The following is a 25,883-nucleotide window of genomic DNA, read 5'->3' on the forward strand; positions in this document are numbered from 1 at the left end:
CTAAATATTGAAAAACTCAAAAACAGTAGCATATCACGGAAACAAATTAATGTTTCGGAGGACTTCTTATGGCAAGTGGATGGGCATCTGACGATGCAGTTAATCAACAAATTGATGGTACTATTGCTGACGCTATTGACAATGCCAGACGCCAACTAAATCAAAATTCATTAAGTGCCAGTTATTGTAGCGAATGTGGTGATCCAATTCCTGAGGCACGCAGATTAGCCTTATCTGGCGTTCAATATTGCATTCATTGTCAACAACAGATTGACAAGCAATTAGCCAATGCCACCGCTCTATATAATCGCCGTGGTAGCAAAGACAGTCAATTGCGCTAATTGCATTCGATGGGTTACTTACCCATCATAATGCAATTAGTTGGACAAGACTTAATTATTGTGTTTTTTTTGCCTTACGTACTGCATCATAAGGGTAAATAATAAATTTATTATCAAACCATTCAGCACAAAAGATATCTTTTATATCATCATAGCCTTGTTTTTGGATTTGTTGTTGCACCCAATCTTCATCTTTATGGATTTGTTCAATATTATCATGGCTTATACCGCCATTTTCAATGATCAACACCGCAATATCCTTCTCACCTTTTTTTATAATGGTTAAAGAACCATTTAATTCATACCAAACATGTTTTAATTGATCAAACGAAGAAATACCTTGAACATTAACCAAAGTTTCAAAATCTCTAACTGGTAAATTAGCTTTAACAAAATTATCAGTAATTAAGTTACCATTTTTAACCAGTAAAATAGGTTCACCGTCAATGGCGTCCCTTAACCGGGAATTTTTAGATTTTATGAAACGAATTAGAATTAATAATCCAGCCCAAATAGCGACTAGCCCTGCAGCTTCCCACGCCGATACGCTAGGACTAAGTAACGCCCCCCCAACTAGCGCACCTATTACCATACTACCTACTTGGTCCAACTGCGACATAGGTGCAATTTGACTTTTACCAGATAATTTCACATAAATAAGTAAAATAACTAAAGCTAATATAAATTTTGGCGCCATTTGTAACAAATACATTAATTACCTCCAAGTTAATATTTTATTTTTAACTACCAGTAAAACTAAGTATCAATAAAATCATAAAACTAGAAAACATCTAAAAAATCTTTATACACATGGGACACAACTTTATTCAATTGAGAATGTGACAATGTTTGCCATTAATTATTCGAAACAAACACTGTTGATATATTTATATATAAGAAGGCTTAATTATTATACGCTAGAAAATATAAATTATTAACTTTTTTCATAAGTTTAAACTAGGTAACAGACAATATATGGTAATAATTTTAAAAGGACCATTTTTAATTACAAATATGATCAATATGCATCATTTCGCATTTGGTAAAATCATTAATTCTCTTTTTTATTTTTTAAAATAGCAAACCAATAATTAGGCCATTTAGTTTTACTAAATAAATTATTAATAATGTAAGCATCAATTACTAATAAGATTGCACCTGATAAAACAGGAAATAAAAGGAAAATGTAACCATAATCTACTTTGTCTGCTGTTAATAATATAACCAAAGGATTAGCACCAGCTGGTGGATGTACGCATCTAAAAAACTGCATTGCGGTAATTGCACACCCCACAGCTAGTGAAATTATAATAATAGAATGACCAAATAACTGTAAAAAAGCCAAACCAATGAAAGCTGATATCAAATGTCCAAAAATAACATTTCGAGGTTGAGCCAGAGGCGATTTAGATACAGCAAACAAAATAACACAAGTTGCTCCAAATGGAGCCATTATAAAATAATTACCAGTGAATTTAGTTAATAACAGTAAAGTTAATATAGCCATAAATCCACCAAGTAATCCTTGGATTAATTCGATAAATTTTGGTCTATTAGCAAGTTTTTCCTTGCCCAAGATGAACGATTTCATTATTCTTTTATCCTATATCATTATATAAATATGAAGCATTATTAAAATGCTAATTAGCTTAAAATAAGTGTACAGCTCGGTACACCTTTAAGTGTAGTACAGATCTGTACACTTTGCAATTATTTTGGATAATTAATGAAAAAAGCATACGATATAATAGCCAAAACTGCTGAAAAACTTTTTAACCAAAGTGGGTTCGGCAATGTAGGTGTTGACGAAATTAGGGACCAATCTGGCTGTTCAAAAACAACTTTATATAAAAATTTTGGTAGCAAAGATAAGCTTATTCACGATGTTTTAAAAATAAGAGACATGAGATTTAAACAAGCTCTTGAAGAATCGATAGAAGATACTATCGGATATGAAGCAATTAACAAATTATTTCAATGGCATTGCCGATGGTTTGCTGAAAATGATTTTAATGGTTGCTTATTTACTCGTGCAATAGAAGAGAAACATAATGAAGAATCAATTGAAGCTATTGTTTTTGAACATAAAGAATTTATACGTGAACTAATAAATCGTAGCCTAAAACACTATTCTAATCGCTCAGCCCTTACTAATAATCTGATGATTATTCTTGAAGGTTTTATCAATATAAGTGTCATATATAAGAACCATCAAAATCAATACCAACAAATTGCCCAAGATACCTTAGAACTCGTATCGAATTTATTGAAAAATCAATGATTTTTGTTAGTTTATTATTGAATTAATCAATAATAAACTCTGGATATTATTCTGAAAATTTATTTAAGCCCAACATGTGGGCTTAATAATTTAATTAACTCTTAAAAAATATAGCTTTATGATTTATTTAGTTCTATTTGTCTTTGCTTTTTTTTAGTTGCCGAAGAAACAGCACCAATAAACACCACATCACTTGAAGAATTCAATGCTGTTTCTACAGAATCTTGAATCACACCAATGGCAATACCAATACCAATTACTTTAGCCGAAATTTCATTTGGTATACCAAACATACTACAAGCAACAGGAATCAGTAATAATGATCCGCCGGCAATACCTGAAGCACCGCAAGCACAAACAGAGGTGACAATACATAGTAATACAGCAGAATAGATATCGACATTGATATGCATTGAATTAACTGTAGCTAATGTCAAAACAGTGATAGTTATTGCTGCACCAGACATATTAATTGCTGCTCCTAATGGCACCGCTACAGAATAAGTATCTTCATCCATTTTTAGACGTTTACAAATTTCAATATTAACTGGGATATTAGCTGCTGAACTACGAGTAAAGAAAGCCGGTATTGCACTATCTTTTAATGAGGTAAATACTAGTGGATAAGGATTCTTATGCATCACTAAGTAAGCTAATAATGGATTTATGATCAATGCTACAATTAGCATACATGAAACTAATACCACTAATAAATGAGCATATTTAAATAATTCACCAAAACCAGTCTCTGCCAATGTTGACGAAACTAATCCAAAGACGCCTATCGGGGCAAATCGAATAATAATTCTAACAATGAAAGAAATAGCGTACGATAAATCATTCATCATTACTTTTGTCGATTCTTTGGCATGCCTTAATGCTAAACCAATACCAACACCCCAGATAATTAAACCAATATAATTAGCTTTTACTAAAGCATTAACAGGATTATCTATCATTTTATCCAACAAGGTTTTTAATACTTCTGAAACACCATTTGGAGGAGTTAATTGAATTTGTTCAACAGATTCCCCTAAGGAAATTTGTGATGGAAACAAAAAGCTTGCAATTGTTGCTAATAAAGCAGCTAACATCATTCCAGCAAAGTACAATGATATTAATACTTTCATATTGGCACGTTTACCTTGCTGATGACTAGATATCGATGCAATAACCAAAATTAACACTAGTATTGGCGCTACCGATTTTAGTGCATTGATAAATAATTCCCCCAACAGTGACATGCCTAATGCCGTGTCCTTAGAGACCGCAGCAAGGATAATACCCAAAATTAAACCAAGCAGAATTTGTGGTATTAATCCTATTTTAAAATAAAGACGAATCAGAGGATTGGTTGAATGAGTCATAACATTTCCTTATATCTTCAATAGTACGCTAAGACATTAATATGCCTTAACATTTGATTAAATTTGTAAAAAATTAAAAATCTATTTATACATATTGCATTGGTTAATTATGGCGTGTCAATATTTAACCAATTTTTGCTGGTTTATAGCCAGCATTCACATAGTTACCTTCAGCAATCACCTGTTTTAAACTACCTTAACGGTGTGCAATGACTTAAACTTACACTTCATTTAATACAAGCAATTAGTATGCCATAGTGTAAAGAAATCGTTATTATTGCGGCTTAATATAATTACTGTTTTTCACTCAAAAGGCTAATTAAAAAAAATTATAATCAATAAATAAGTGCACTAATGGATTACTGGTAAGCAATAATATTTATGTATTTGCACCAAAAATATGCACAGCGTCGTATTAAAATGGTGCAAATAAATTGCATCAATGTTTTAGAGGCTACAAGATAGTGTAAAGATGTTTCAGTAGTGGCATACGTTTAAGCATTTAAAAAACAAGAAAAATTATAATACAAGTAAATCTAAAACTAAATTAGCAATCTTTGTGACAGGATTAACCGTAATAAACACAATATATAGTTTTAGAATAAAAAAATAATTAATAACCCATAACGATTTCCATTAACAATATATAATGTCACAAATGAAAAGATTTTTGCTAGCTAAATTAAAGTGAATTTAAACTAATACAATTAGCATAAAATATACATACCTGATATCAGAATAACTATATGTTATTTTTATTCATATATTGTTTATGTGTAACACTGTTACTTTCTATTGTATGATTCAAATTCCTTAATAAAACACTAGGGTTATATTGTACTAGCATTAAATAGATAATATCTAAAATGAATAATTGGCATATTCTGGCTAAACCGTTATGACCCTGTAATGGATCTTTAAATACTGGCGAATATAGGACTAGATCAGATAATTTCTGCAGTTTTGAATTGATATTACTGGTTATTCCAATAATAGTAGATTTGTTTTTCTTTGCAATTTCAATGGAAGAAATCAATTCTAAAGAGTTTCCCGAAGTAGAAATTACAATAATTAAGCTATTAGACGATAAATGAGTTGATGCTACTGACATTAAATGAAAATCATTATATGTTTCACTATAAATTCCTAGTCTTAATAATTTATGATTAAAATCAAGACATATTGGATAAGATCCCCCCACACCAAACAATAAAATTTTTTCTTTTTCTAAAATGAGTTTTACAACTTGCGATATTTTTTCTTCATTTATCAGTGATATTGTTTCTTTGATAGAGGTGATTAAATTAACCTCAATGTTTTTAACAATATTATTAAATGAATTTCCTTCTGTTAAATTTAATTGAAGGTAATCATTACTTTTAAAATAATTTAGTAATAATTTTTTCAATTCTTTAAATCCTGAACACCCTAACTTTTTGGCTATTTTTACAATTAGTGATTTAGAAATATTTAAAGTGTCAGCAATTTCTTTAATTGAAGTATTTTCTGTTAAATTTTTAGGAATAAATAACCAATTAATAATTACAATTTCTGTTCTATTCAATGTATTAACTAATAATTTTAGCTTAGCAATTTTTTTTAACTCATCTTCAATCATCATAATAATTACTCATTTAAAAAGTTTAATTTTTTATGCATCATACCACAATACTTTTTGTATGTTCACATCTTCTAAAAAACACTTCATTTTTCACTAAATATACAATTATTGTAAACTATTTACTTGGTTTCACATATTCCACAATCAAGGCTATTAATCAACTATTTTTAATTAAAATTAATTTATTGTTTTAATTCATATAGATAAATAATAAACCAGATTGCTAAATGTGATAATTGTCTCAAAAACAAAAAAATAAAGTTTCCATTTATTATTTATATTGTAAACTTTATTATAAATATTAGCTTAAGGAGAATTAAATGAATAAGACTAAAGTCATTGTTATTACTCATGGTGATTTAGTTAATGGTCTAATTAAAACTTGTGAGATGTTTGCCGGAAAACTATCAGATACCTACGGTATTTCTGTACAACCTGGCGATACGATAGAAAAAATAGCTCAACAACTAGAAGAAATTGTAATCAACAATGAAGGTGTCGAATTTATTATCTGTGTGGATATTTTAGGTGGCACTCCCTTCAATGTAGCCTGTTTACAAAAAAAGAAGAACTCTAATATTCACATAATCACAGGGGTGAATCTTCCAATACTATTATTTTTATCTTTGGAAAGAGATTCTTATTCAACCATCAATGAAATGAAAGATTGTTTAATGTCTGAAATACAAAATTCAATTAAGTTTGTTTAAAAAGTGAGGAAAACAAATGAGCGAAATAAGTTTGATAAGAATTGATGACCGATTAATACACGGTCAGGTGATGACAAGATGGGTTAAACATGTTGAAACCACAACTATTTTGATAATTGATGATGATTTAGTCAACGATGATTTTATGGTTTCAGTTTTGGAAATGTCAGTACCTAAGGGTATCAAATTGAAAGTAGTTAATATTGCGTCTGCGATATCTCTTCTAACCGTTAATGCAGATGATGAAAAATATTTAATTTTAACTAAAAGTCCAAACCCATTATTAAAGTTGGCACAAAACAATGTGCCTATAACTAACATAATTTTAGGTGGAATGGGAGTAAACAGTATTCGTAAAAATTTTTATAGAAATTTAGCAGCGTCTGATGAAGAGATAGCCTCTTTTAAAGCACTAATAGAATTAGGGATTTGTATTGAAATTCAAGCAATTCCGAGTGATAAAGCAATAGATTTATCATCGATTATTAAATAATTAACAGGAGGATTTATGTTACTTTCTGCAATCTTAGTTTGTTTAATTGCTACTTGTAGTTGTTGGTGGTTTAGTCACTTAATCACAAGAACTTGGCTATACCCAATTATATCGGGTTTTATTGTGGCATTGGCCTTAGGAGAACCGATAGAAGGAATGAAAGCAGCAGCATATATTAATTTAGCCTATTTAGGTTGGATGACAGTAGGAGGCACTATGCCGGGAAATTTACCTGTTGCCTCTGTATTTGGAACTGCTATGACTATTTTAAGTAAAGCAAATCCTTCTACTGCAGTCGTATTTGCTGTGCCATTTTCATTATTAGGTATTTTGTCTTGGCAAGTATCAATGAGTATTAATGCAATATGGGTAAATAAAGCTGAAGCATTTTTAAATAAAGGAAATATAACTGGAATGAGGATGATGAACTATATTCCATCATTTTTTGTTTCCTTGATTCTAAATGGTATTCCTGCATTTATTTTAGTTTATTTTGGTGCTGAATATATGCAAGGATTTTTGGAACATATACCAAATCATTTAGTCTCTGCTTTTGAAGTTGTTGGTGGCATTATGCCAGCATTAGGTATTGCTATGTTGGTTTCATTTTTAGGTAAAAAACACCTAATGCCTTATTTCTTTCTAGGTTTTTTCGCAGTGGCATATTTAAAAATAGATATTATGGGATTAGCTATTTTTGCAGCAATAATTGCGATTATTAGCAACATGCTTACAAGCCAAAAAGAACATTAATAATCAATACATTTTATTAGAAATATTGTTTTGACAGATTTAAGGAAAACATTATGAATAACCAATCTATTTTGACAAAAAAAGAATTATTAAAAACATGGGCTCTAAATTATAGTTCTGAAACAGCCTATAACTATGAGCGATTGCAAGCATTAGGACAAACAAATGCTATGGTTCCTATTATTAGGAAACTATACCCAAATGATAAAACAAAACAATGTGAAGAATTAAAGAAATATTTAACTTTCTTTAATACAGAACCTTCTTTTTGTGGTTTAGGAATAACAGGTATAACTGTTGCAATGGAAGAAGCAAGGGCTAAAGATGGAGATGTATCACCGGAATCAATTGCTTCTATTCGTTCAGGACTTATGGGTCCTGTAGCAGGGATAGGCGACACATTTCAAGCGATTGTTTATTCTATTCTCGCCGCGGTTGCATGTAATTTAGCTGTCGAAGGTAATATTTTAGGTCCAATTTTATTCGAAGTTTTTTATAAAACGATAATGATTGTCATAAGTTTAAACATGTTTTTTATAGGATATAAAAAAGGGAAATCCTTTATTCTCGATATTCTAAAAAAAGGAATGATGGATAAACTTACTGATATGTTTGGCTTAATTGGGCTAATGGTTGTTGGAGGGATGGCTGCATCCAGAGTCGCAGTTTATACTCCACTTAAATTCCAAGTCGGTAACATTGTTATCACATTTCAAGACATCCTTAATACTTTAATTCCATGTTTAATCCCATTATTAATAACGTTAGGAGTTTTATATATGGTTAACAAAAAAATAAAACCCAACACCATGATTTTAGTTATTTTTATTGTTGGCATTGTAGGCTCTTACACAAGTATCTTGAATGTTATTAAGTAAAATATAAGAGAGGATTATTTTATGGATGTATTAGCTCTAACTGGAATTGGGCAATTAGAATATGAAAAACGCCCTATTCCTCAACCCAAACAACATGAGGTTTTAGTAAAAATTAAAGCTGCAGGTATTTGTGGTTCAGATATTCCTAGAACATTTACTACCGGGGCTTATCATTACCCACTCGTTCTTGGGCATGAATTTTCGGGTGTTATCGAAAAAGTAGGTGGTGAAGTAGAACCGTCCATCATTGGCAAAAAAGTAGCTGTTTTTCCATTAATACCATGTAATAAATGTATTTTTTGTGCTGAAAAATATTATGCACGATGCACAAATTATAGTTATTTTGGCTCAAGACAAGATGGAGCATTCTCTGAATATGTAGTTGTTCCTGAATTTAATTTAATTTTTTTAGAAGATGACGCTGATTTAACCGCTTCGGCAATGATCGAACCGGCTGCTGTTAGCTTACATGCAATAAGAAATGCACATTTAGATATGAATGACAATGTGGTTATTTATGGAGCTGGTCCAATAGGAATTATGGTTGCTAGATGGGCATATTTATATGGTGCGAATAAAGTTCTTTTAATAGATATAGATCAAAGAAAAACAGATTTTTGTAAGTCTATAGGTTTTAAGTATGTTTGTAACGCTAAAGAAGAAGATCCAATTAAATGGGTAATGAATCAAACAAATGATATAGGTGCAAATGTTTGTATAGAAGGTACTGGTTCCTCTAGTGGATTTAATAATGCATTGATGTCTTGTGCAATTATGGGGAAAGTAATCATGCTAGGTAATCCTCATGGAGATATGACTATTTCGAGACAAGTGTACGATAAATTTATGCGAAAAGAAGCAACTATAAAAGGTACATTCAATTCAGTGTATAAAAAATATCCTCATGATGAATGGGTTGAAGCTGCGCGAGCAATATATGAAGAAAGATTAAAAGTAAAAGATTTAATTTCTCATAAAGTTCCACTGGAAAAATTGAAAGATATGTTTTTCACTATCAAAGAAGGTAAAGAATTTACTTGCAAAGTATTGTTCGTGAATGATTAAAAGGTTAATAATTATGAATAATATATTGAGTGATAAAGTATCTATCATAACTGGTGGAGGTAGTGGAATAGGTGCTGCTATAGCAATAAAATTTGCAAATTTAGCAGCTAAAGTTGCTATTTTCGATGTTGACGAAAAAAATGGCAAAAAAATTGTTTCACAAATTGAGAAATCAGGAGGTACCGCTTCTTATTATAATGTAGATGTTTCAAATAAAGAACAAATTACTGCCGCAGTTAATGAAGTCATGAAAGTTTATGGCAATATTAACTCTTGGATTAATTCTGCTGGTGTTTCTAAAATTATTCCTTTTTTGGATTGCTCTGAATCATTATGGGATCAAACCATTAATGTTAATCTTAAAGGTACCTTCTTATGTTGCCAAGTCGCAATCAAAAATATGCTTCCTAAAGGAGGAAGCATAATAAATTTTTCTTCTGTCGCTGGGAAAAAACCTTGTACTGAACAAACAGCATATTGCGCAAGTAAGTATGGCGTTATTGGTTTGAGTCAGAGTATAGCAAAAGAATTTGCTAATAAAAATATTAGAGTAAATGTTATTTGTCCTGGTATTGTTGAAACGCCATTATGGGATAAAGGATTACGTGATGAATATGCAATTAAAAGAGGACTGAAACCTGATGAAGTCATGGATTATTTTCTTAAAGAAATTCCTATGGAAAGGTTATGTTCTTATCAAGACATCGTAAATACTGCCATTTTTTTAACCACTGACATGTCTAGTTATCTTACAGGGCAATCAATAAATTTAGTGGGAGGAGCATGGATGGATTAAACCTAATTTTTTAGATTTTTGAATATACGATTTAACTGCATGTTTGTGCTTAACATAAAGTGAGGTAATTAGTTTATGACTAATAAAAATATAATGATAGCTCCTTCATTAATGTGTATGGATTTAACTAAATTTTCAGAACAATTGACTTTTTTAGACGATAAAGTCGATTATTACCATGTAGACATAATGGATGGGCATTTTGTTCCAAATATTACTTTAAGTCCTTTTTTTGTTAGTGAAGTAAAAAAAATAGCAAAGAAACCAATTGATTGTCATTTAATGGTGACTGACCCAATCAATTATATTGATGAATTGGGAGCAAGAGGCGCCGATATTATTTCTTTACAAGTTGAAACTTTAGATGGCAAAGCTTTTCGAATAATCGATAAAATCAAAAAAAATGGTATGAAATGTGGGTTAGTATTTAATCCAAACTCATCTATCGAATTAGCTCAGTATTATATCGAACTTGCCGATATCGTTACAATCATGACCGTTGATCCCGGGTTTGCAGGACAACCATTCATTGAAAACATGTTATTAAAAATAAAAGAATTTAAAAAATATAAAGAAGAGAAAAAGTTAAAATATATTATCTCAATTGATGGGGGATGCAATCATAAAACTTTTTCTAAATTATTAAATGCTGGTGCAGAATCATTAATTGTCGGTTCATCTGGATTCTTTGGTTATGATTCAGATATAACAAAGGCTTGGAAAATAATGACTGAGTATTTAAACACTTCTAAATCACAATTAAATTAATAATGATTGGAGGTTGTATGAATGATATTTCTTATAAAAAAATAACAAATGACATAATAAATGAGTTAAAAGCAACACTAGAAGTTATAAATGAAAATGATGTTAATCAGTTAATAAATGAAATTTTTAGAGCAGAAAAAGTATTTTTCGTCGGGGTTGGTCGAGTTTTATTATCCTTGAAAAGTATAGCAAAAAGGTTAGCTCATTTAGGTATAACTTCGGTTATAGTTGGCGATATAACTGAACCAGCAATTACCAATAAAGATCTCCTCATAATTGGTTCTGGAAGTGGCAATACTCTGTTTCCTGTTGCTATTGCCAAAAAAGCAAAAGAGTTCAATGCCAAAATAGTTCATATAGGTTCTAATCCGCATAGTAAATTAACAGAACTTGTTGATTTATTTGTAAGAATACCAGTTAAAACTAAACTTTCATTAGCTGATGAAATACAATCAATACAACCGATGACATCATTATTTGAGCAATCTTTGTTGCTTTTAGGCGATATTATTGCATTAAAGATTATCCGCATCGATGGATTAAATATGAATGATCTTTGGCAATATCATGCGAATTTAGAGTGATAAATAATATTATCAACATAGTTAATTTAATATGCTGGCAATCACTTTATTATTTATAAGTTTTTTATTGGTAATTAATCATATTGAGGAAATAATAGACTATGTATATTGAAAAGATAAAAGCTGAATTGGAACAATCAGCCGATGTATTAACAAAATTCATGAATGAAGGATCAAACTTAAATTTAATTGAGTCTGCAGCATTAATTATTGCTAATGCATTTAAATCAAAAAAGAAAGTTTTATCATGTGGTAATGGAGGTTCTCATTGTGATGCTATGCATTTTGCAGAGGAACTAACTGGAAGATATAGACAAAATAGACCAGCTTATCCAGCTATTGCAATTTCGGATGTTAGTCATATCTCTTGTGTAGCTAATGATTTTGGTTATGATCATATTTTTTCTAGATATCTTGAAGGTGTGGGGCAAAAAGGAGATGTACTTCTTTGTTTATCAGGCTCAGGAAATTCGAAAAATGTTATTCAGGCAATGAAGACGGCAAAAGAAATTGGATTAACGACTATTGCGTTAACAGGTAATGACGGAGGTTTAATGGCTCCGCTTGCTGATGTAGAAATTAGAATTCCTCATCATGGATATGCTGATAGAATTCAAGAAGTGCATATTAAAATTGTTCATATATTAATTATGTTAATTGAAATAGAGATGAAAAATTGTCATATTTAAATTGCACATCTGATATTCAAATTGAACGAGTATCAAATGAAAAATAACTTTTAAATAATCCTTTTATTAAGTTGTAATTAAATATATTGTTGATTAGATCCTTACCATTCTGTTTATGGAATAATTGCATCAATGTGTCAACTTTTTGCTTTTCAGCCAAATATGTGAAGATAATTTAAGTAACCATGGAAAATTTGGATAGTAATAAAAGACCAGAATAAAAAACATCTGGAAAGTTTTTTACTCATCGGACACTCATTTTGTGAAAGTGAGCACCGATGAATAATAATTGTATATCTATAAAATTAAATTATAAAAACTAATATTTACGATTATTTTGTATTTGGAAATAACTCATAATCTTCTATTAATGATTTTGCTATTGAATAAGAATTAACGAGAGGATGAACCATCAAAGCTTTAATCGCTTTTTGTTTATCTTGATGCAGAATTGCGTCAACAGCTAAACGTTCATATTCTTTCACTTTACTGATTAAATTTTTTTGTGTATCAGGTATATCCTTATAATGAACGGGTTTAATACCTTTTTTACTGGCCAAACAACTAATTTCGACAACATCATCATCATATAAGAAATCAAGCGCTCCTTCATTTTTAACTGAAACAATCACCCTTCTTTCTTGTTCACCTTTTAGTGCTTGAATAATATCAACAGCAACACCAGCATAACCACTATCATCTGGTACAGCTAGAAATTCTTTAAATGAAATCAGTGGTTTTTGGATAGATTTATCCTTTGCTGATTCACTTTTCATATAAGAATTTTCACGTTCGAGATAATGGCTATAAAACACTGCAAATGCATTATCAATGTTTTTATCAATATCAACTTCAGCGTCCATCTGCTTCAATTTGGTAAACATACGATCATTAATTTCTTTAATCTGTTGACCACGTGTTTGTTCAGAAAGCAAAATTGCTTGTAATGCAACATCACTATAAAAATAAAAATATAGATACTCATTTGAAAACTGATCATTTAAAAGACGTGTCAATTCCGGCTCAAAATATTTCATGCTGGTTTGCTCATAAAGCCTTGGATCACTTAATATTTGCAGAGTAACATCTTGGTTTTTGCGTTGAAATGTTGGGAACCATGACAGATGATTTAGCCCATAACAGTCCATAGAAAGTTCATCATATGAGCAATCAATCATGCGCGCAACTTCACGAATAAATTCAGTTGGGGCATCACAAATACCAAACACTTGGCGATTAAAACCTGATTTGATAATAGCTTCAGTGACAAGCCCTGATGGATTGGTAAAATTGAATAAGATCGCATTAGGAGATGAAACCTGTTCAATAAGTTTACAATATTCTAAAATCGCAGGAATTGAACGAGACGCCATAGCAAAGCCACCAACCCCTGTCGTTTCCTGTCCAAGTACTTTATGTTTTAATGCGATAAGCTCATCTTGAACCCGTCCATTTTCACCACCAACACGAATTGTAGTAATCACATAATCAGCATTGCTCAGTGCAGATAACTTATCTGTTGTCAGTGTAAATTTGATTTCTGGTTTTAAAAATTTGAAAACATGTTTAGCAATTTTACCGTAAGTATTAAGATGGTTTTCGTCAATATCTAAAAAACAAACTTCAGTTAAATCAATCTTATCGGCATGACAAGCAATTGATTTAGCCAAAAATGGGGAGCGTACACCGCCACCGCCAATTACAGTTAATTTCATTTTAATCCCCTTATTCTGACTTACCAATGAATTTATCGATTTTACTTTTTATAGAACCTACTGTTAAGCCATATACCACTTGAGCTTCATTACCCTTACGGATAATCCCCTTTGAACCAGTTTGTGATAATATTGTTTCATCAATTAATTCCATGTCATAAACTTCAACACGTAATCTCGTATAACAGTTATTGATAGAAATAATATTTGCAATACCACCTAATCCTTCAACAATTAAAGCGGACTGATCATCTATTTGTGTGCTTTGCGCTTTTTTATACTCTTCTTTAGAGTATAGATGCACATTCTCATGATCGTCTTCACGTCCAGGTGTTTTTAAATTTAATTTTAAAATTAAATATTTGAAAATGAAGAAGTAGACAAAAAATTGTACTACACCAATAGCAACATATAATGGCCATCTGGTTAGAGAAGCAGGTAATGGAATGTTGTAAATAATAAATTCAATTAATCCACTAGCACCCCATGGTCTTACATCTAGCAAATAGCAAACAACTTGCGACAGTGCAGTTAAAACTGCATGTACAACCCAAAGTAACGGTGATAAAAATAGGAATGTAAACTCTATTGGTTCGGTAATACCAACCAGAATTGAAGTGGTAATTGCAGGAATTAACAGTGCTTTCACTTGACTTCTTTTAGCTGGGCTGGCGGTCTTATAAAATGCTAATGCGGCGCCAGGTAAACCAAAAATAGTTACCATGCCTTGTTGTGAAAATCGCAAGGATTCATGCATAAGTTCGGAAATATTAGGATTACGCATGTAAGCTAAGAAAATCGGTTGTGATCCTGAAATTGTTTGCCCATTCTCAATAATCGTTCCACCTATTGAAGTTAATTGGAACGGAGACCAGACAAAATGATGCAACCCTGTTGGAATCAGGAATTTTTCAAAAAATCCATAAACAAAAATTCCACCTGCTCCACTCGATTTCATTATTCCAGTTAAAGATTCAATGCCATTTGCAACAAGTGGCCAAACATAGGCGCAAACAATAGCAAAAATAATAATAATCGGAGTTAAGATGATCAATACTAATTTTGCTCCACCATAAACAGACAATACACCTTTTAATTCGGTTAAAACAAAGCGATTATGAATATAGGCAACCATTCCACCAAGTAATATTCCTAGGAATATACCCATATCAACAACCTGAAAACCAAGTACTACTGCTTGCCCAGTCCCAACAAGTTGTCCTTCAATAGGTTCTGCAACACTATCTATCAAGGATAAGAATGAAGAATTAGCACCTAAAAACATAATATAGCTCATTAAAGCAACCATCGCTGCTTCACTTTTATTATATTTTGCAAGACCATAAGCAAGACCAACAGCAAAAATAAGCCCTAGATTACCAAATAGTGGCCAAAAGGTATCACCGATTAATTGACCAATATTAGCTATAGAGTTATTACTAATTAGCGAAGGATTAGTTAAAATAGAACTGAATGCCAGTACAAGTCCAATGACAGGTAAAAATAACACTGGGCTCATCATTGCTTTTGAAAAAGTTTGTAGGGATTTAACCCACTTAGAAGACTTTTTACTCATAACATTATCTCCTTTCATTATTAAATTGCTACACATAGCTGTTTATTTTTATCATTTTCTTGCCATAAATAACAACAAGTTTTCATAATTGATGGTATAAAAGTTACACTGCAGCAAAAAATGACAATTAAGTATCATTTTGCAAGTGAACTATGGCTAAATTACAGTTTAGAAAGCAGATATTCAAATGCTAGTAAGCTATACCCAAAAAATGGTGTTGAAAAACAAATATTATCATCATATTGATTATGATCTTTGATCGAAATAACCACTTCCGATTGCTGTGCAAGAGGGCTTAATGTATTTCCAGTGAAGGAAACAATCGGAATTTGATATTTATGTGCAACATCTAACCAATTTATAACATAATGGCTACGTCCCGATTTAGAAATAATCCAAACTACATCTGGTTTATTGTGATTTTGTTGAGCTAAAATATCAAAGTCTGTCCACAATGAAATACTCGTTTTACTGCCTAACATTAACAAGCGATTGTAATAATATTGCGCAACTAATTGTGAAAAACCATTTCCATGTAAAAGAATCTTTTTATCCTTAATCATTGTTTTGAGTTTCGCAAATCCATCATCAGGAATAACTTGGACAATCTGTTCAATGTTTAAATTTGATTGAATTGTGTTCGAACCATCCAATAATTTAAATTTTAAAAAATATAATAACTCTGTAAAACCGCTAAATCCCAATTTATGAGACAAACGAATAAGAGTAGAAGATGAAGAATAACATGTTTCTGCGGTTTGACGAATACCAATGGATAAACAGTGATCAATATGCTCAGCCATGTAGCATAGTAAACGGTATTCTTTACTAGTAAATGATAAATTTGGGAAGATCATGTTAAAATCCATAACTAACTCCTTGTTATATAATATTAAAATATTAAGTATGGTTCCTCTCTAAAATAATGGTAATAATAAAAAGTAATCTATTTATAATCTTATATTTTTCACAGTTCAAGGTTGAGATTACATCATAAAATATAAACAAATTACCTGGTAAGCAAGATATCAGATTTCGTACCTAAAGAATATTATACTAAGCAAAAAGTCATCGTTTACACATTAGATTGACCTGAATTACCCACTTATTGGAAACAGAAATGTAACAATACCATTGATGTTAGATTAAATAGTGAATACGTAAGTATTAATAAATACCATAGTATAATAGATAATAGATATCGCATTTGATAATTTAAAATTGATAGATATTATTTTATATTGTTGAATACGAAACAAGATTAGCATTAACCAATAAATTTCAGGTGAAAAATAACGGAAAGTGTAAAGAATATCACAATAAATTAAGTGTATTAACTCACAAAACATCAATTTAAGATGATAATTTTGATAATGGTTTAAAGTTTGTGCCGTATAAAGCAATAGCAAGAATTTTATATTGCTCATAATATTTGTACATAATAATACCTCAAAACTTTGCTTTTTGAGTTTTACTACGTTGCAAGTTAATATACTCTTGTAAACGAGAGTCAAGTATACGGTATTTTATATGTGCTGCCTGCTCTATGTTACCTCTTTGTTGTTCAACATTGGCAAGGGTTAATTTAGTTTCAGTATCATCATCTAATTGATCTGAAATGTATCTATCACCTAATTGTTTAATACCCTGATCAAATAGATTGATCGACTGCTGATAATTTTTTTGATCTATCAATACCTTTCCTTGCTTTAATAAGGTAATAATGTGCTCTAATTCTTTTGGTAAAAGTTCCGCTCTTACTATAGTAACGAATTGTGCTGCTTGTTGTTCATCTTGATAACCAACAACATAATAATCATTTACCGGAGGTATTGTACACATATGCAACTCCTTAAAAACTTGGTCATTTCTTAATAATAGTGTAAAAATATTATTAACTATAATTTATATGTTAGCTATCCTTTAGTGTTTTTCAACTGATACTTGAACCACATTTTAGTTAAATAAAATACTAATGGTAAAAGAATTGTCTAATAAAATGCAGAATTAATTTGAAGTATGGCTATATCAGGCGATTATGAAAGATATCACAAAAATTAAGTAAAATATAGCAAAGGAAGTACTCAGTGAAAAAATTACTCACAACAACAATATTGTTAGCAATAGTGATTTCTTACTTACTATTGAGTTATGTAAATAAGCCTACATTAGTACAAGAAACGGCAATGCAACTCAGTCAAAATAAAAGTTTTCTAACCTTTATTAATTCATTATCTGAAAAAAATGTTGCGGCCGCTGCTAAAAAAAAGGGATTAGTTACAACAGGTTCATGGACAGATAGAGAAAATAGATACGATATTTTCACTAACCAACAAGCACAGCAAATAGATCAAAATCCCAGTCAATACCTGTCTGATGCTATAGAAGTGATAAAAAACTCGAATTACGATCAAAGTCAAAAAATGTATACCATCATCATGATGCAACATTTACCAATAAAAGAGTATTTATCTTTTATGGAAACAGTTAATACAGCATTTGAAGAAGGTATTATTACTGATAAATTTGTATTTATAGAAGCGATTAAACCAAATCTAGCATTAAAAAGTACTACCCAAGATTATTGGGATGATCCAATGTGGATAAAACAGTTTAAAAGAAATGCGAATAAAGTATTATCAACAAGTCAAATAGAAAGCATTTTAAATGGCGATTATGTCACTAATAGCCCTTATTAGATAACTATAATTTTTATCAGTGAATACCTGTTATATAATGTTTTCTATTTGTTTTTTTAATACTAATAATTAAGGGAAAAAATTAGAATATATAGATTATTTTCATGGTGAACTAATTGAAGAACAATTTGGAAATAGATGATAATTTTATAAAAAAACAAAGAGTAGCAAAACTATGACCTTCTGAGTTTAAAGTAACGCGAAGAGATTTATCATATGTCAGTTATGCTAAAAATAATAATTTATGTGTTAAATATGATGAAATATCATATAAAAAAATAATTCAAACATTAATCTATATGCTGTTGCAAAAGCAAAATTAGCCGCGACCTTCCTTCTAGAAGTAAATTACAATTATTGCATGCCACTTAAGCAAAATTTATATAAATTTAAAATTATTTTTATTTAATTTTTGCGAGTATTCAAATATTCATTAATAACAGATTTTGGTTCTTCCTCTGAATTATCAAGTACAAATAATATACTTCCAGTACGTCCATTAATTAAATAATTTCTAATATAGCTAGGTTTATCTTTGATATGAACATAAATAATATATATTGGTCCTTTAATATGCTCTGACTCTATGCCCCTTACTATATTTATTACATTATTTGAATTCATTATATTAATGCCAAACTCTTTGTTCATTTTATCTGCAAGATTTTCAACTGAAAAGTTAAAATCATTATCGTGATTATCCTCTCTAACCACTTTACCTTGGCTATCGTATAATATTGATACGCCAACAGGAAAACTATAAAATTCGGTACTAACCCCTATTAAATTACCATTAGCATCAAATGCTTTTCTATAAATATAAGGAGAGTTTTTAGTTATTTTTTCTTCAATAAACCCTTGTGGGGTATTTTTTCTTTGTTGTAAGGTCGTTCCATCTGGGAGCGTTTGTATCCATACGCCATTTTTTTGAAGTCGATTGAATTTTTCTACGTTAAAATGCTCTTTGTAAATAACTTCTTTAGATATATCTGATTTTGCAATTGGCACCATACCTATTAATACAAATACTGATAATAAGCTAATAAACCTCATATACCTCTGTCCCTCATAATTTTCCATTGCTAATACCAAATATCATAACTATTTTTGGACTAATTATTTTATGGAATACAAACTATAACTTTACAAGTTATTTGAATGTATAATTTTACATAAATAAATTGTCGATTTTCCTGTAACAGTGAGCTATTTTTTCAGTGCGTTGAATCATTTCTGTACGTACGTGTTCAGGTTCTAAACAAATACATTTATGCCCTAAGCTTAATAAAATTCCATAACCATAATCATCATCAATAAAGTCAAAATTGACAATGTATTGTTGATCATTCAATTGGTTAATATCTTTTTCGTCACAATAATCTAAAATACGTTCTAAAAGAGACTCATCTATTAATAATTTTATTTTAAAAATTCTTTTTTTCATATCCTTTTTGAATACAGAAAATGCATCAGGCATTGTCTGTCTAATAAATTTGGTGTTAGTTTGTCTAATATTAGATATTTTTGATAATTTAAAGATACGAAAATCATTTCTATTCAAACAAAAAGCGTGTAAATACCATTCTTTTTCCTTAAATATAAGTTGATATGGCTCAATTAACCTAGAGGCTTGTTTATTTTTAACTGCCAGATAGTCACAAGATAAAACTCGTTGCTCTTTTAGTGCCTGCTTGATAATCGTTATTTTTTTATCAATATTTTGTGCGGAAAACCATGAAGATAAATCAATAGAAAGTTGATTTAAATTATTTACTATCTCATCAAGCTCTTGTTCTGATAAAAAACTCTTAATTTTTTCAAGTATTATCGAATTTTCATTTTCTTTTAAAACGGGTGAATTTAACAAATTTAGACCCTTTAATAAAATGATTACATCTTCTTTAGTAAATAACCCTTTGCTAATTTTATAATTTTTTAAAATACTGATTCCTCCAGTATTTCCAGTATAGGTAATAATGGGTATACCAGCACTCTCAATAACTTGTATGTCTCGATAAATTGTACGCAATGATACATCAAATTTTTCAGCTAATTCTTTACCGCTTACTTTTTCTCTTTGAAGCAGTATCATGATGATAGTAATTATTCGATTAATTTTCATACTTTATATTTGCAAAATAAATTACATTGAATTTTAAATATGACATACAGTTGTCAGTAATGCTTCATCATAATATAGACAATAAACGTTGTGTATATTATTTATAAAATGAAGGAGACAAAAATGTTTAAACCAAATAGCGTCATTATTTATGTTATGGATGCCAATGTTAGTGCAAATTTTTATACAAAAATACTGGGGCGACCTCCCATTGAAACATACCCCGGCTTCGCTGTGTTTTTATTAAATGACAATTTTGTTTTGGGCATACAAGAAGCAGCTGAAATCACACCCAAAGCACCTAATCATTATGGTGGGTTTGAATTGTCATTTAGTGATGTAACCAAAAATGATGTCGATGAAATTTATGCCGCATGGAAAAAATTAGGTGTAACAATTGAACTTGAACCTCAAATGCTCGAATTTGGGTATACCTTTGTAGGTAATGATCCTGATGGTCATCGTCTTCGAGTTTGTGCCACCGATACATCAAAATTTGAATAAAAAATTATTTTGGAAAAAGAGGGGATTCATAAATACCTTCAGGTATTACTATCCATAAATAGGACACTTTACCACTCAAGATCCATTTGGATTATTGGGTGGAATTAATTTATATCAGTTTGCTTTAAATGCAATTTGTTAGCTAGAGATCCCTTATGGTTTTCATGTTGAGGAAAGAGATCAAACTAGTAGTTCAAATCTTATTATGACTGGTTTAGATGAAAAAAGGAGTAAGAATATAGAGCTAATTAGCACAACAGATGACCAATATTATATTGTTCATACCCGATAAGATATTCCAAAATTATTAGCTGAAAATAGTGTCATTAAAGAAGCAACTTAAAATTATGAGCTAAAGCTGTTATATATTTAAATTAATTTCCAAGGAATAACTTAATCAAACCGATATTTTAAAAATAGTAAGAAAACAAGGTGGTAGAAATATAGATTTTGTTTTACAACTATTTGTTTTGTTTAATATTATTAAGTATCCTTAAAATAATTTTTCACAATTTTAGCTTAAAAACGACAGGTTAACTATATTAACTAAATTTTCTCTGGTTAAAGTAAGGTTTATATATTTTTAGTATTTCACTTGAGGAAGTGTAAATGCTGTAAGCAGCTGCCTTGCAGATTTCAACGTTTAATTTTTTTACAAACTCAACATTCTTTATGACTGATAATTCAGTATAACTCGCAGAAGAATAAACCAATAACGCTTTATGCTCAGAAATAGGATAATATAAATCTATATTTTCGGCTGAAGAACCGAAGGAATTAATATTAATTACTGCTGATCAGAAGTAATAAATGGTTCAGAAGAAAAATTATTAATTAATCTAAATTTATAGACTTGATTAGTACGTATTGCATAACTTAAGTTAATAGCAAAATAAATGCAGGGAAACCACCAATGTTGTTTCTTTACACAAAATCCTAGTTATAGCCCTACAGGAACATGGTCAGCCTATGAAAATAGAGGGATGAGTGGTCAAGGTGGAAATACTCAAGTTACAGATAGAAAAAAAAGAATTTGTTGTTTTACCATCTGTATTAGCCAGAATGGGATATAAAGCTTTTTACATTAATAAGCATAATGAAAACTGGGCACGTTGGCACTCAACAGACGCAACAGCTCAAGAAACATATAGAACATACCTTGGAAGAATTACAGCCAGATATATAAATGAATTTGAGGCATCAGCACAATGATATTTAATAGATTCTTAAAACAGATATTATTCCTTATTCTTTTCGTGTTCCAAGCTATTTGGGCTAATGAGATAGTAAACCCCGAGTGTTACGATTATTTAACAGAATTAGTACGGAGCAGTAATTTTCCTTTTAATAATATCCCTAAAGAAAAAAATAACTTATTAATTGATAGTGATGAGAATAATATAATATTTGCTCAAGTAAATTATGATAAAAAGACGCTAGGGATTTCTTATGATACAAATAGAATGGCTAGTAATGGTTGGATAAAATATTATGTGATTCTCATAAGTTATATAATGTTTCCGGAGACATAGATCCAGATAATCCCGTTGAGTTATCAATTGATAAAAAATATGCACATTTATTTGAAAGTTGTCGAAGGGGGATAGTTATTCCTATCCAACAAGAGTGTATAGAAATTAATAATAAAGCGTTATCTTCTCAGTTGTTACACTCGTCCTCCAGAAATTACCAAGTTTCTCAATCAGGAAAGTCATACTTCTATTCTGCTCCTAATGAAAAATGTCAAATTAGTAAAGATTTATTTATTATAAAGAGTGATGTAGTAGAAGTTATAGGAAAATTTAATAATTTTTATAATGTTATTTATAAAAAGAAAAATGGTGATGATGTAACAGGATGGATTTATAAAGATAATTTAAAGCTACCTGTAGGAAAAAAGGATTCTTATACAAGTGATGACTATAATGGTGACCCTTTAATTAGTAAGAAAGAGTTTGTTGAAGGTGTTAATACATCATGTATTATTGGTAACTTGTATAATAGATCTAGTGAGAAGGCCGGAGAAGATAACAAGCGTTGTGTCTTATCAAAAATAAGTTATCCTTATGATAGATTCTTAAATTTAGGTGATGTTTATCCCATTTCAAAACTTAATCAGGGTGAAAAGATACTTATTAATCAATCAGGTAATTTTAATACCTTTATAAAAATAACAAAAAAACTAATAAAAGAAGGTAGTTACAATTTAGAATTAACATTGTTTACTGAAAATAATGGTAAGCTAATAGATAGCTTAATTATTTATAAAGAGAAAAATGATGTTGAAGCGTTTGTTGCAAAACGGCAATATTATTTTATCAGCTCATCTTTGACTGTTTCAATTTTGCAAGTCTCTTCTATTGAGGAGGGTACTTTACTTGACTATTGGAAGAATTATAAAATTAATGGTATGGGAAAAATCATATTGCTTGACTCTATATCCTGTGATTGCTCTGTAAACCCAAAAGGAGTTGGTCATAATAAATGAGAGTAGTAAAATTAACTGAATTGATTCATTTATATAAAAAGGTAATTTTCAGATTTCCCTTTTGTTATTTTTGTACGTAAAAATATTTTTAATCTTCACTTTATTAACTATTAAAAAGATAATAATTAGTTTATTTCAATCATAAGAAAATAAAAATAGGGACATAAACAGGGGTATAATTTAGATTGCCGACTCTATATTTTAAATTATATCAACTAGTTAAATTAATAAATTGGAGCGGGAAACGAGGTTCGAACTCGCGACCTCAACCTTGGCAAGGTTGCGCTCTACCAACTGAGCTATTCCCGCATTAGAAGTGTTACTTAAATGGTGCCCGGGGCGAGACTTGAACTCGCACGGCCAAAAAGGCCGAGGGATTTTAAATCCCTTGTGTCTACCGATTTCACCACCCGGGCTCAAAAACTAATATTATTTATAATATTGCTTTGAATGCAGTGCATTTTACCCATCTTACGCATTCAGTCAATAAAAAAATCAAAATAATTGCTTAACTGCTCAATGTTTGTCACATTATTAAACAAATATCGTGATTTACAACTAATAATTAAGTTTGATAGACAATAATTAAACAGATTGATCAAAGGAAAATAGTTAATTTAAACACTAAAAGATGAACCACAACCACAAGTTGTCTTAGCATTAGGATTATCAACAATAAAACGCGAACCTTGTAGTCCTTCTACATAATCAATGGTGCCACCGACCAAATATTGCAAACTCATTGGATCGATAACTAGAGAAACACCATTTTTTTCAATAGCTAAATCGTCGTCATTTACCTTTTCATCAAAAGTAAAACCATATTGAAACCCGCTACAACCACCACCAGTAATATAAACACGTAATTTGAGATTAGGGTTTTCTTCTTCGGTTACCAAAGATTTAACTTTGTTAGCTGCAGCATCGGTAAAGTTAATTGGTAATTCATTGCTCATTTTAATCTCCTAATATTAACTCTTATATATTATATACCTTGATAAAAATAAAATACAAAATGAAAACTTCTATTACATAAATTTTTAATTACCAACTTGAATTTAGTTTTATTTTATGAATAAATACAATTCTATTTTCTATAGAGATAATGGTAATGTTAAATAATTCATTAAAGTCAGAAAAGCTTTATCAACAAGCGTTATCAGTTATGCCTGGAGGGGTCAACTCACCAGTTCGAGCATTTAATGGTGTTGGTGGCACACCATTATTTATTGAGCGTGCCAATGGAGCCTACATCTATGATGTGGATGAAAAAGCTTATATTGATTATGTTGGTTCATGGGGGCCTATGATTTTAGGACATAATGATGCTGACGTAATTAATGCCGTTATCCATGCGGTGCATAATGGACTTAGTTTTGGTGCGCCAACCGAAATCGAAACTAAAGTTGCTAATTTAGTAACGCAAATTATGCCATCTATTGAAATGCTACGTATGGTAAATTCAGGCACTGAGGCAACCATGAGTGCTATTCGCGTGGCTCGCGGCTATACCGGGCGTGACAAGATTATTAAGTTTGAAGGTTGTTATCATGGCCATGCTGATTACTTGTTAGTTAAAGCTGGTTCAGGAGCTCTAACGTTTGGTCACCCTACTTCACCTGGCGTGCCTAATGATTTTGTCAAACATACTTTAGTTTGTGATTATAACAACCTTGATTCAGTCAAAGCCCAATTTGCTCAATATCCTAAGGAAATCGCTGCAATAATTGTTGAACCCGTAGCCGGTAATATGAATTGTGTGCCAGCTAAAAAAGAGTTTTTGCACGGCTTAAGAGATCTTTGTAATGAATATGGAGCCTTATTAATTATAGATGAAGTAATGACTGGATTTAGAGTCGCCTTGGGTGGTGCACAAGATTATTATAATATTATACCGGATCTCACTTGTTTAGGTAAAATCATCGGTGGTGGTATGCCAGTCGGCGCCTTTGGTGGCAGAACTGAAATAATGACACAATTAGCCCCAGAAGGCCCTATTTACCAAGCTGGTACACTTTCAGGTAATCCTGTCGCCATGGCTGCTGGCTATGCGACCTTAACTAAACTAATGGATGTAGGTATTTATCCAACACTAGTTGAAAAAACAACTCAACTTGCTGAGGGTTTGTTAACTGTTGCTAAGCGCAATAATATTCCTTTAGTCGTTAATCACGCAGGTGCAATGTTTGGTTTATTTTTCACTTCTGCTGAGGAAGTAACCAGTTATCAAGATGTAATGAAATGTAATATTGAATTATTTAAAAAATTCCATCATCATATGCTGGCAGAAGGCATTTATTTTGCTCCATCAGCATTTGAAGCAAGTTTTATGTCCATAATGCATACAGATAAAGAAATCAATCATACCATTGATGCAACAAATCGCTTTTTTAGTAAACTAAACTAAAAAATTATATAACGCTTTTATATCAA

At 30.6% G+C, this 25,883-nt stretch carries 27 protein-coding genes and 2 tRNA genes; 16 read left to right on the forward strand and 13 right to left on the reverse strand.

Features of this window, described 5'->3' with window-relative positions; translation table 11 throughout:
• Positions 1-68: 68 nt before the first annotated feature.
• On the forward strand, positions 69-341 hold the full coding sequence (locus A9G12_RS03330; RefSeq protein ID WP_065564447.1) for a DksA/TraR family C4-type zinc finger protein: 273 nt from the start codon (positions 69-71) through the stop codon (positions 339-341).
• A gap of 55 nt (positions 342-396) precedes the next feature.
• On the opposite strand, the gene A9G12_RS03335 is transcribed toward A9G12_RS03330, so the two are convergent.
• Together A9G12_RS03335 and A9G12_RS03340 are read right to left on the reverse strand one after the other, a co-directional pair.
• A complete protein-coding gene (locus tag A9G12_RS03335; protein WP_065564448.1) occupies positions 397-1,053 on the reverse strand; it encodes a DUF421 domain-containing protein in 657 nt (218 codons plus the stop codon).
• A gap of 339 nt (positions 1,054-1,392) precedes the next feature.
• Positions 1,393-1,932 (reverse strand): HPP family protein, encoded by a 540-nt coding sequence (locus A9G12_RS03340; RefSeq protein ID WP_065564449.1) that lies wholly within the window; start codon positions 1,930-1,932, stop codon positions 1,393-1,395.
• Positions 1,933-2,067: 135 nt separating this feature from the next.
• Between A9G12_RS03340 and A9G12_RS03345 the strand changes: the two genes are divergently transcribed.
• Entirely contained in the window at positions 2,068-2,622 is a 555-nt protein-coding gene (locus A9G12_RS03345) for a TetR/AcrR family transcriptional regulator (RefSeq protein ID WP_065564450.1), read from the forward strand.
• A gap of 116 nt (positions 2,623-2,738) precedes the next feature.
• On the opposite strand, the gene sstT is transcribed toward A9G12_RS03345, so the two are convergent.
• Positions 2,739-3,989 carry a serine/threonine transporter SstT gene (gene sstT / locus A9G12_RS03350; protein ID WP_065564451.1) on the reverse strand — a complete coding sequence of 417 codons (1,251 nt, stop codon included), beginning with the start codon at positions 3,987-3,989 and terminating at the stop codon, positions 2,739-2,741.
• A 742-nt stretch (positions 3,990-4,731) separates the two neighbouring features.
• A complete protein-coding gene (locus A9G12_RS03355; protein ID WP_065564452.1) occupies positions 4,732-5,610 on the reverse strand; it encodes an SIS domain-containing protein in 879 nt (292 codons plus the stop codon).
• A gap of 320 nt (positions 5,611-5,930) precedes the next feature.
• Here A9G12_RS03355 and A9G12_RS03360 point away from each other — a divergent pair, with 320 nt between their 5' ends.
• The 9 genes from A9G12_RS03360 (at position 5,931) to lpcA (ending at position 12,346) form a co-directional block, all read left to right on the forward strand.
• Positions 5,931-6,320, forward strand: coding sequence for a PTS sugar transporter subunit IIA (locus A9G12_RS03360; protein ID WP_065564453.1), 390 nt, complete (start codon positions 5,931-5,933; stop codon positions 6,318-6,320).
• 16 nt (positions 6,321-6,336) lie between these two features.
• Complete coding sequence (locus A9G12_RS03365; RefSeq protein WP_065564454.1) at positions 6,337-6,813, forward strand: PTS system mannose/fructose/N-acetylgalactosamine-transporter subunit IIB; 477 nt, start codon at positions 6,337-6,339, stop codon at positions 6,811-6,813.
• Positions 6,814-6,828: 15 nt separating this feature from the next.
• Complete coding sequence (locus A9G12_RS03370) at positions 6,829-7,566, forward strand: PTS mannose/fructose/sorbose/N-acetylgalactosamine transporter subunit IIC (RefSeq protein ID WP_065564455.1); 738 nt, start codon at positions 6,829-6,831, stop codon at positions 7,564-7,566.
• A 53-nt stretch (positions 7,567-7,619) separates the two neighbouring features.
• A complete protein-coding gene (locus tag A9G12_RS03375; RefSeq protein ID WP_065564456.1) occupies positions 7,620-8,444 on the forward strand; it encodes a PTS system mannose/fructose/sorbose family transporter subunit IID in 825 nt (274 codons plus the stop codon).
• A 21-nt stretch (positions 8,445-8,465) separates the two neighbouring features.
• Complete coding sequence (locus tag A9G12_RS03380; RefSeq protein ID WP_065564457.1) at positions 8,466-9,509, forward strand: galactitol-1-phosphate 5-dehydrogenase; 1,044 nt, start codon at positions 8,466-8,468, stop codon at positions 9,507-9,509.
• Positions 9,510-9,522: 13 nt separating this feature from the next.
• On the forward strand, positions 9,523-10,305 hold the full coding sequence (locus A9G12_RS03385; protein ID WP_065564458.1) for an SDR family NAD(P)-dependent oxidoreductase: 783 nt from the start codon (positions 9,523-9,525) through the stop codon (positions 10,303-10,305).
• Positions 10,306-10,395: 90 nt separating this feature from the next.
• Complete coding sequence (gene alsE, locus A9G12_RS03390; protein ID WP_065564728.1) at positions 10,396-11,073, forward strand: D-allulose 6-phosphate 3-epimerase; 678 nt, start codon at positions 10,396-10,398, stop codon at positions 11,071-11,073.
• A gap of 26 nt (positions 11,074-11,099) precedes the next feature.
• A complete protein-coding gene (gene hxlB / locus A9G12_RS03395; protein WP_065564729.1) occupies positions 11,100-11,657 on the forward strand; it encodes a 6-phospho-3-hexuloisomerase in 558 nt (185 codons plus the stop codon).
• Positions 11,658-11,758: 101 nt separating this feature from the next.
• Positions 11,759-12,346 (forward strand): D-sedoheptulose 7-phosphate isomerase, encoded by a 588-nt coding sequence (gene lpcA, locus A9G12_RS03400; protein WP_065564459.1) that lies wholly within the window; start codon positions 11,759-11,761, stop codon positions 12,344-12,346.
• Between the two features lie 332 nt (positions 12,347-12,678).
• Here lpcA and A9G12_RS03405 read toward each other — a convergent pair whose 3' ends face one another.
• The 4 genes from A9G12_RS03405 to A9G12_RS03420 form a co-directional block, all read right to left on the reverse strand.
• The gene (locus tag A9G12_RS03405; protein WP_065564460.1) at positions 12,679-14,061 is read right to left on the reverse strand and encodes a family 4 glycosyl hydrolase; all 1,383 of its coding nucleotides are present in this window, start codon (positions 14,059-14,061) and stop codon (positions 12,679-12,681) included.
• Between the two features lie 10 nt (positions 14,062-14,071).
• Positions 14,072-15,637 (reverse strand): PTS transporter subunit EIIC, encoded by a 1,566-nt coding sequence (locus A9G12_RS03410; protein WP_218056565.1) that lies wholly within the window; start codon positions 15,635-15,637, stop codon positions 14,072-14,074.
• Between the two features lie 161 nt (positions 15,638-15,798).
• Positions 15,799-16,506, reverse strand: coding sequence for a MurR/RpiR family transcriptional regulator (locus A9G12_RS03415; RefSeq protein WP_065564462.1), 708 nt, complete (start codon positions 16,504-16,506; stop codon positions 15,799-15,801).
• A 580-nt stretch (positions 16,507-17,086) separates the two neighbouring features.
• Positions 17,087-17,479 (reverse strand): hypothetical protein, encoded by a 393-nt coding sequence (locus A9G12_RS03420; protein WP_065564463.1) that lies wholly within the window; start codon positions 17,477-17,479, stop codon positions 17,087-17,089.
• A gap of 245 nt (positions 17,480-17,724) precedes the next feature.
• Between A9G12_RS03420 and A9G12_RS03425 the strand changes: the two genes are divergently transcribed.
• A complete protein-coding gene (locus tag A9G12_RS03425; protein ID WP_065564464.1) occupies positions 17,725-18,336 on the forward strand; it encodes a hypothetical protein in 612 nt (203 codons plus the stop codon).
• Between the two features lie 405 nt (positions 18,337-18,741).
• On the opposite strand, the gene A9G12_RS03430 is transcribed toward A9G12_RS03425, so the two are convergent.
• Together A9G12_RS03430 and A9G12_RS03435 are read right to left on the reverse strand one after the other, a co-directional pair.
• A complete protein-coding gene (locus A9G12_RS03430) occupies positions 18,742-19,416 on the reverse strand; it encodes a hypothetical protein (protein ID WP_065564465.1) in 675 nt (224 codons plus the stop codon).
• An 88-nt stretch (positions 19,417-19,504) separates the two neighbouring features.
• Positions 19,505-20,458, reverse strand: a complete 954-nt coding sequence (locus A9G12_RS03435; protein ID WP_065564466.1) for a helix-turn-helix transcriptional regulator — start codon at positions 20,456-20,458, stop codon at positions 19,505-19,507.
• 123 nt (positions 20,459-20,581) lie between these two features.
• Here A9G12_RS03435 and A9G12_RS03440 point away from each other — a divergent pair, with 123 nt between their 5' ends.
• From A9G12_RS03440 to A9G12_RS03455, 3 genes are all read left to right on the forward strand, one after another.
• Entirely contained in the window at positions 20,582-20,962 is a 381-nt protein-coding gene (locus A9G12_RS03440) for a VOC family protein (protein WP_065564467.1), read from the forward strand.
• 996 nt (positions 20,963-21,958) lie between these two features.
• A complete protein-coding gene (locus A9G12_RS03445) occupies positions 21,959-22,174 on the forward strand; it encodes a hypothetical protein (protein WP_141674103.1) in 216 nt (71 codons plus the stop codon).
• Between the two features lie 265 nt (positions 22,175-22,439).
• Positions 22,440-23,450, forward strand: a complete 1,011-nt coding sequence (locus A9G12_RS03455) for a hypothetical protein (protein ID WP_065564470.1) — start codon at positions 22,440-22,442, stop codon at positions 23,448-23,450.
• A gap of 233 nt (positions 23,451-23,683) precedes the next feature.
• On the opposite strand, the gene A9G12_RS03460 is transcribed toward A9G12_RS03455, so the two are convergent.
• From A9G12_RS03460 to erpA, 3 genes are all read right to left on the reverse strand, one after another.
• Positions 23,684-23,759, reverse strand: a tRNA-Gly gene (locus tag A9G12_RS03460).
• Positions 23,760-23,778: 19 nt separating this feature from the next.
• Positions 23,779-23,866, reverse strand: a tRNA-Leu gene (locus A9G12_RS03465).
• A 201-nt stretch (positions 23,867-24,067) separates the two neighbouring features.
• A complete protein-coding gene (erpA, locus tag A9G12_RS03470) occupies positions 24,068-24,406 on the reverse strand; it encodes an iron-sulfur cluster insertion protein ErpA (protein ID WP_065564471.1) in 339 nt (112 codons plus the stop codon).
• Positions 24,407-24,561: 155 nt separating this feature from the next.
• Here erpA and hemL point away from each other — a divergent pair, with 155 nt between their 5' ends.
• On the forward strand, positions 24,562-25,857 hold the full coding sequence (gene hemL / locus A9G12_RS03475) for a glutamate-1-semialdehyde 2,1-aminomutase (RefSeq protein WP_065564730.1): 1,296 nt from the start codon (positions 24,562-24,564) through the stop codon (positions 25,855-25,857).
• Positions 25,858-25,883: the final 26 nt, after the last annotated feature.

The sequence above is a fragment of the Gilliamella sp. wkB112 genome (assembly GCF_001690685.1).
Taxonomy (GTDB): domain Bacteria; phylum Pseudomonadota; class Gammaproteobacteria; order Enterobacterales; family Orbaceae; genus Gilliamella; species Gilliamella apicola_J.

Excerpts from the sequence above, each read along its gene's own strand:
- A9G12_RS03405 (WP_065564460.1), bottom strand. The coding sequence starts at position 14,061 with ATGAAATTAACTGTAATTGGCGGTGGCGGTGTACGCTCCCCATTTTTG.
- A9G12_RS03370 (WP_065564455.1), top strand. The coding sequence starts at position 6,829 with ATGTTACTTTCTGCAATCTTAGTTTGTTTAATTGCTACTTGTAGTTGT.
- A9G12_RS03420 (WP_065564463.1), bottom strand. The coding sequence starts at position 17,479 with ATGTGTACAATACCTCCGGTAAATGATTATTATGTTGTTGGTTATCAA.
- A9G12_RS03330 (WP_065564447.1), top strand. The coding sequence starts at position 69 with ATGGCAAGTGGATGGGCATCTGACGATGCAGTTAATCAACAAATTGAT.
- A9G12_RS03335 (WP_065564448.1), bottom strand. The coding sequence starts at position 1,053 with ATGTATTTGTTACAAATGGCGCCAAAATTTATATTAGCTTTAGTTATT.
- A9G12_RS03410 (WP_218056565.1), bottom strand. The coding sequence starts at position 15,637 with ATGAGTAAAAAGTCTTCTAAGTGGGTTAAATCCCTACAAACTTTTTCA.
- A9G12_RS03385 (WP_065564458.1), top strand. The coding sequence starts at position 9,523 with ATGAATAATATATTGAGTGATAAAGTATCTATCATAACTGGTGGAGGT.
- A9G12_RS03415 (WP_065564462.1), bottom strand. The coding sequence starts at position 16,506 with ATGGATTTTAACATGATCTTCCCAAATTTATCATTTACTAGTAAAGAA.
- A9G12_RS03375 (WP_065564456.1), top strand. The coding sequence starts at position 7,620 with ATGAATAACCAATCTATTTTGACAAAAAAAGAATTATTAAAAACATGG.
- hemL (WP_065564730.1), top strand. The coding sequence starts at position 24,562 with ATGTTAAATAATTCATTAAAGTCAGAAAAGCTTTATCAACAAGCGTTA.
- A9G12_RS03360 (WP_065564453.1), top strand. The coding sequence starts at position 5,931 with ATGAATAAGACTAAAGTCATTGTTATTACTCATGGTGATTTAGTTAAT.
- A9G12_RS03340 (WP_065564449.1), bottom strand. The coding sequence starts at position 1,932 with ATGAAATCGTTCATCTTGGGCAAGGAAAAACTTGCTAATAGACCAAAA.
- A9G12_RS03355 (WP_065564452.1), bottom strand. The coding sequence starts at position 5,610 with ATGATGATTGAAGATGAGTTAAAAAAAATTGCTAAGCTAAAATTATTA.
- A9G12_RS03440 (WP_065564467.1), top strand. The coding sequence starts at position 20,582 with ATGTTTAAACCAAATAGCGTCATTATTTATGTTATGGATGCCAATGTT.
- A9G12_RS03435 (WP_065564466.1), bottom strand. The coding sequence starts at position 20,458 with ATGAAAATTAATCGAATAATTACTATCATCATGATACTGCTTCAAAGA.
- sstT (WP_065564451.1), bottom strand. The coding sequence starts at position 3,989 with ATGACTCATTCAACCAATCCTCTGATTCGTCTTTATTTTAAAATAGGA.
- A9G12_RS03430 (WP_065564465.1), bottom strand. The coding sequence starts at position 19,416 with ATGGAAAATTATGAGGGACAGAGGTATATGAGGTTTATTAGCTTATTA.
- A9G12_RS03380 (WP_065564457.1), top strand. The coding sequence starts at position 8,466 with ATGGATGTATTAGCTCTAACTGGAATTGGGCAATTAGAATATGAAAAA.
- A9G12_RS03345 (WP_065564450.1), top strand. The coding sequence starts at position 2,068 with ATGAAAAAAGCATACGATATAATAGCCAAAACTGCTGAAAAACTTTTT.
- A9G12_RS03365 (WP_065564454.1), top strand. The coding sequence starts at position 6,337 with ATGAGCGAAATAAGTTTGATAAGAATTGATGACCGATTAATACACGGT.
- erpA (WP_065564471.1), bottom strand. The coding sequence starts at position 24,406 with ATGAGCAATGAATTACCAATTAACTTTACCGATGCTGCAGCTAACAAA.
- lpcA (WP_065564459.1), top strand. The coding sequence starts at position 11,759 with ATGTATATTGAAAAGATAAAAGCTGAATTGGAACAATCAGCCGATGTA.